4 protein-coding genes are annotated in these 5,740 nt (G+C 64.8%); all 4 read right to left on the minus strand.

Annotated elements, in window-relative coordinates; all coding sequences use genetic code 11:
* A partial coding sequence (locus H8B02_RS44580; protein WP_512699923.1) for a flagellin family protein occupies nucleotides 1-954 on the minus strand: 954 nt, incomplete at its 3' end.
* 7 nt (nucleotides 955-961) lie between these two features.
* Complete coding sequence (gene flgK, locus H8B02_RS44585) at nucleotides 962-2,839, minus strand: flagellar hook-associated protein FlgK (protein WP_229172108.1); 1,878 nt, start codon at nucleotides 2,837-2,839, stop codon at nucleotides 962-964.
* Nucleotides 2,840-2,885: 46 nt separating this feature from the next.
* Nucleotides 2,886-4,721 (minus strand): flagellar hook-basal body complex protein, encoded by a 1,836-nt coding sequence (locus H8B02_RS44590; RefSeq protein WP_229172109.1) that lies wholly within the window; start codon nucleotides 4,719-4,721, stop codon nucleotides 2,886-2,888.
* A gap of 326 nt (nucleotides 4,722-5,047) precedes the next feature.
* The gene (msrB, locus tag H8B02_RS44595; RefSeq protein ID WP_092115436.1) at nucleotides 5,048-5,548 is read right to left on the minus strand and encodes a peptide-methionine (R)-S-oxide reductase MsrB; all 501 of its coding nucleotides are present in this window, start codon (nucleotides 5,546-5,548) and stop codon (nucleotides 5,048-5,050) included.
* Between the last annotated feature and the right edge of the window lie 192 nt (nucleotides 5,549-5,740).

The following is a 5,740-nucleotide window of genomic DNA, read 5'->3' on the forward strand; positions in this document are numbered from 1 at the left end:
CGCGACCGGATTGAAGAAGTTGTTGGACGCCGCGACCGCGGAGGCCGCGACCAGCGACGTATCGCTCAGCGTCTTGATGGACGACGTCAGCGTCGACTGAAGGTTGGCCGTCGTCGCCGTGGTGTCGGCACCGATCAGGAACGACCCGGCCGGCGGCGGGTTCGTGGTCGTCGCCGTGAGCTCGATCGCATCGGTCGTGCCGTCGGGCAGCGTGAAGTTGAACTTGATCTTGTCGCCATCCTTGGGATTGACGGCGCCGAGATCGACCGAGGTCGACTTCGGCGTGCCGGCCGGCTGCGTCACGGTGGCGCCGGTCAACGACGACTGCACCGACAGCAGCTTCAGGCCGAACGGCGAGCCGTCCTCGGCGACGCTGGTCACCGTCGTGGTCGCCGGCGGCGACGAGACGCTCAGGCGTCCCATCAAATTGGCGCCCTGGTCGGCCTGCTTGCGCTCATTGATGAGCTGGGTGAGGCCGGCCTGGGTTGCCGTGCCCTTCAACATGGTGTCGGCCGACACCGTGGCCGGCGTATCCATCGCACGGCCGGAGAACAGATAGCGGTCGCCCGACTGGCTGTTCAGCATCGCGACCGCATTGGAGAACGCGGCCTGCGCCGTGATCTGGCCCGACGTCTGCCCGCTGTTGTTGAGCGTCAGCGTCGCGGTCGTCGCGGCGTTCTTCACCTGGCTCCCGACGTCGGACAGCCCCTGCAAAGTGAGGTTGGCGACACCGAGGCGCGTGTTGAGGTTGGTGGCCGTGTCGGAGAACGCGTTGATGCCGCTGATCTGGGCGCGCAGGCTGAGCGCGAAGCCGCGATCGAGCCCCTGCCCTGCATAGGTCGTCGATACCTTGCCCGTCGCAAGCTGCGTCGTCAGGTCATTGAGCTGACTGCGCAGGTTGAGAATCGTGGTGCCGATATAGGAAGTTCTGCCGCTTACGCCGTCGATCGACATGTTACCCTCACGTGAGCTGCAGCAGCGCGTCGTACATCTGCTTGATCGACGACATCACGCGCGCATTGGCGGAGTACGCGTTCTGCAGCGAAAGCAGATGCGCCATCTCCTCGTCCATGTTGACGCCGGAGGTCGAGTCCATCTTGGTTTGCAGCGTGTTCAGCACGACGTCCTGACCGTCAGCCAGTTGCTTGGCCGCCGTCGCCGATTCGCCCTGCTGGCTGATGAACTGCTTGGCAAAGTTCAGCAGCGTGCCGGTGAACGGCGCGCCTGACGTGCCAAGGCCGGTCTTCGGCGAATAGCTGTACGACGCGTTCGACAACTGGTTCAGAATGAGGTTGGCGCGCGTGGTATCGCCGGCCGGTGTCTGCGGATTGGTCGCGTACACGACCATGCGCGAGGGGTCGCCGACCAGGGCGGTGTTGACGCTGATGCGTGCGGCAAGGCCGGTCGACTGCGAGCCGTTCGCGGTGATCGCGCCGGTGTAGAGCCCGCCATTGTCGGTGAACAGCGGAAGCTGCGGATCGCCCGACGTCAGCGACGAAACGGTTGATGTGACCGATGCCGCGGTCACGTCGGCCTTGTTGGCGGCGCCGTCGTCGAGCACGCGCAGCGTCGACCCGGAGGGATTGGAGAATTGAAGGCCGGTTCCGCCGAGCGCGCCGTTGAGCTGCGACAGCACCGAGCTCATGCCGCCGGCGAAATCCACGCCCAGCACCTCGTCGTTCGGATTGACGGTTGCGGTGTTGCTGAGCGGCAGCACGCTCGGATCGTCGACGCGGACGATCGACAGATTGTGCGTGATGCCGGTGGTGTTGTCCTTGTAGGAGACGTGGATTGTGTTGCCGCTCTGCAGCCCCGAGAGATCGAGGTCGAAGCCGGATTGCGCCCCCGCCGTCGCCGCGGTGCCCGCCGTTGTCTTGTCCGACAGCGCGCTCGACATCGCGGCGGCGAACTGGTCGATCTGCGTCTGAGCCTGCGCCAGCGTGTTGTCGCGCAGCTCGAGATAGGCGGCGATCTTGCCTGATCGGATCGAGTTGGTCGACACCATGTCATAGGTGCCGCCATGCGGGAAATTGATGGTGATGGTGCCGACGGTGCTCTTGGTCGGGTCGGTATTGTATTGCGTGTTGGGCGTCATCGTGCCCTGGGCGTTGAAGCTGAGCGTCGCCGCTTCGGTGCCGACCAGCTGCACGCCGGAATTGGTGAACACGGTCACCTGGTTCTGGCTGTTGGTGACGGTGCGGATGTCCATCAGCTGCGAAAGCTGGGTAACGTAACGATCGCGCTGATCGAGCAATGCCGCGGTCGAGGCATCGGCGGTGCCGCCAGTGGCCTGCAGCTGGACATTGAGTCGCGCGATCTGCTGCATCGCATTGTTGGCCGTGCTGACGGAGTCGCTGATGCCGGCCTCGGCGTTGGCGCGCAGCGTCTGGATGCCCTGCGAGGTCGCGTTGAGCTGCTGCGCCATCGATTGCGCGGCATTGACGACGCCGATCCGGGCCGACTGCGAGTCCGGGCTGGTCGACAAGCCCTGCACCGCGGTCAGGAACTTGTTGTAGGCGTCCTCGATCGTGCCGGTGGAGTCGGGATTGCCGTAGACGCCCTGCAGATTGGCAAGGAAGCTCGAGCGGACGTCGGCGTAGGACGCGCCCGACGTCTCGGTGCGAAGTTGGGTCTGCAGGAATTCGTCGAGCTGGCGGTTGACGCCGGTGATGAGGACGCTCGACCCGAACTGGCCGGTGGTGCCGGTATCCTGGTTGAGCGTCTTCCTGACGTAGCCCGGCGTCTCCGCGTTGGCGACGTTCGACGACACGAGCGAGAGCGAGGCCTGCGTGGCGCGCAGGCCCGACATCGCGGTGGAAAGGGCTTGGCTCAAACCCATGATATGTACTCGCCTTTACTTCTTCACACGCGCATCATCGATGCGATCAGCGCACGACGTTCAAGAGGTCCTGCACCATCGAATTGGTTGTCGTGATCACCTTGGTGTTGGCCGAATAGGCCTGCTGGGTCACGATCAGCTTGGTGAACTCGTCGGCGATATCGGTGTTCGAGCTCTCGAGCGATGAACCGACGATGGTGCTACCGCCCTTGCCGAACAGCGCGCCACCGGACTCGTCGGTCGCCTCGAACGCGCCACCGTCGATGCGCTTGAGGAAGTTGGTGCCGTTGAAGGTCGCCACCGAGATTTCGGCGAGGTCGATGTTGCGGCCGTTGGTGTAGTTGCCGACGATGCGGCCGTTGGTCGAGACGCTGACCGACTGCAGCTGGCCGGCCGGGAAGCCGTCCTGCTGGATCTGGTTGACCTGGACGTTGCCGTTGGCGTCCGCGAACTGGGTCACGCCACCGGAGCCGAAATTGATCACGGGGCTGCCCAGCGACACGCCGTTGACGACGGCATTATTGAGCGCGACCGAGGAGATCGCCGGCGACATCTGGCCGTTCGACGCGAAGGTGAAGTTGATGTTGGCGTTCTGCCAGGAGACCTGCGTGCCGGTTGCATTGGGATTGACCTGATAGAACAGGTTCCAGCTATCGGTATGTCCGGAGCCCAGCGAGGAGCTGTCGGTCTTGGCCCAGCGGAATTGCAGATTCACCGGCGCACCCGACACGTCGTAAGCCGTGACGGCGCCGCCCGAGACGGATTCGTTCAGGAAGGTCGAGTTGTCGTTGCCGACCACCTGGCCGGTGCCGACCGTGCCGCCGCCGCCGCGGGTCGCAACCGCCGAGCCGGTGAAGCCGAGCGCCGCGAGCGCGGTCGAGTTCGAGCTCGTCACGTTGAGGTCGGCCGACGTGCCGGAATGCAGGGTGATCTTGCCGCCGCTGATCGTCGACGGCGTCGCGGTACCGGTGATCGAGTCGATCTTGGCGAGCAGCGTTCCGATGCTGTCGGTGACGTTGAGCTGGTTGCCGGTCGCCCCTGAAGCGACGAAGGTGATGACGGTACCGTTGACCGTGATCGTATCGGCGGGCACGACCGGCGGGCCGGCGGAGCCGGCGCTGAAGCTGGCATTGATCGAATCGCTGCCCGCAGCGCCCGAAAGCAAAGTCGCGGCGGTATTGGCGACCGACGGCGTCGCCTTGTTGTTTTGCGCGGTGCCGGTGACGGAGGAATCGGTATACGGCGCGGCCGGCGTGCCCAGCACCAGCGGGTTATGTCCGGCGCTGAATGCGCCTGGCCGGATCAGTTCGGAGCCCGGAACCGAGGTGTCGTGCGCGGTGGTCAAGGGATAGGACGCGAGGTTGGCGCGATAATCGATCTTGGTGGTCTGCTGCGCCGGCAGGAAGTCGTTCTTGAACCGCAGCGTTTGCGGCGAAGAGCCCGACGGGTTGCCGGTGGTCGGATCGATCGGGACGCCCTCGAGATAATAGCCGGCGCCGTTGACGAGATAGCCGTCCTTGTTGAGCTGGAAATCGCCGCGGCGGGTGTAGCGGTCGACGCCGTCGAACACCGGCGAGCCGTCGGTGAAGCCGCCGGGCTTTTGCACCGCGAAGAAGCCGTTGCCGTTGATCGCCATGAAGGTCGCGACCGACGCCGACTGTACGTCGCCCTGCACCGAGTTGGTCGAGCGCGACTGCGCCGTGACGCCGCCGGCCAGCTGCGCGGTCAGCGCGGTCTGCGGAACGAGGTCGAGAAAGGAGGTATCGATGCGCTTGAACGCCGTGGTCTGCGAGTTGGCGATGTTGCCGGAGATGTTCTCGAGCGCGTACGACCCTGCGCGCAAGCCACCGACCGCCGTCGTAAGAGCGCCGAAGATACCCATGACATGTTCTCCAATTCGATTCCCGGCGGCAGGCAATCACGGGAATGGCCGCATCGGCGGAGCATGTCGCAAAGGTCGTGCCACGAAACGAAACGTAACAAAATCATGCGCTTGAAAAAAAAAGCCCCAGCCGTTTAACCGGGGCACAATTGCCGGGCAGGCAACAATTGCCGGGACGAAGCGCAGTTCTGACCGCGCTCATTCGTCTTGGTTTGACGCGTTTTCTTGACGCGAACCGGTACCCACTTCGCTCGAAAACGCTTCCTAGTTTGACGCGTCTTCTTGACGCGAACCGATATCCACTTCGCTCGAAAACGCTGTGGGCGTCAGGTCGCCGAGGGTGCGGCCGGGTGAAATACCAGCGCAAAGCCGTCCATGCAGTAGCGCAGCCCGGTCGGCTTCGGGCCGTCGTCGAAGACATGGCCCAGATGGCCGCCGCAGCGGCGGCAATGCACCTCGGTGCGGAGCATGCCGAAGGTGCGGTCCGACGTGGTGCCGATCGCATTGTCCAGCGGCTTCCAGAAGCTCGGCCAGCCGGTGCCGCTCTCATACTTGGTCTCGGACGAGAACAGCGGCAGGTCGCAGCCGGCGCAGGCGAAAGTGCCCTTGCGGTGCTCCTTGAGCAGCGGGCTCGATCCCGGCCGCTCGGTGCCCTCCTGGCGCAGGATCTCGTATTGCTGCGGCGTGAGCTGCGCGCGCCATTCGGCGTCGGTCTTCTCGATCTCGAATTTCTCGGCGGCCTGCGCCGGCGAGGCGCGCAGCCAGCGGAAGGCCGCGAGGCCGAACAGGCCGGCGACGGAAGCAAGCAGGATACGGCGATCGATCATCAATCATCTCCGATGCGGGCGGCCAAAGCTGGCGAACAAGACTGGCAAACTGGCTCGTCACCAAATACGAACCCCGCCGCCAGACGTTACATCCGCCCGTCGGAGATCCGCTCACTTTCTTGCGAGGGATGGGCAGACGGCGGCTCACCGTCCTCAACCTGCCGGGGCGCGGGCGGCGGCACCGGCCGCACG

Origin of the sequence: Bradyrhizobium altum (assembly GCF_020889705.1) — a bacterium.
Lineage (GTDB): Bacteria > Pseudomonadota > Alphaproteobacteria > Rhizobiales > Xanthobacteraceae > Bradyrhizobium > Bradyrhizobium altum.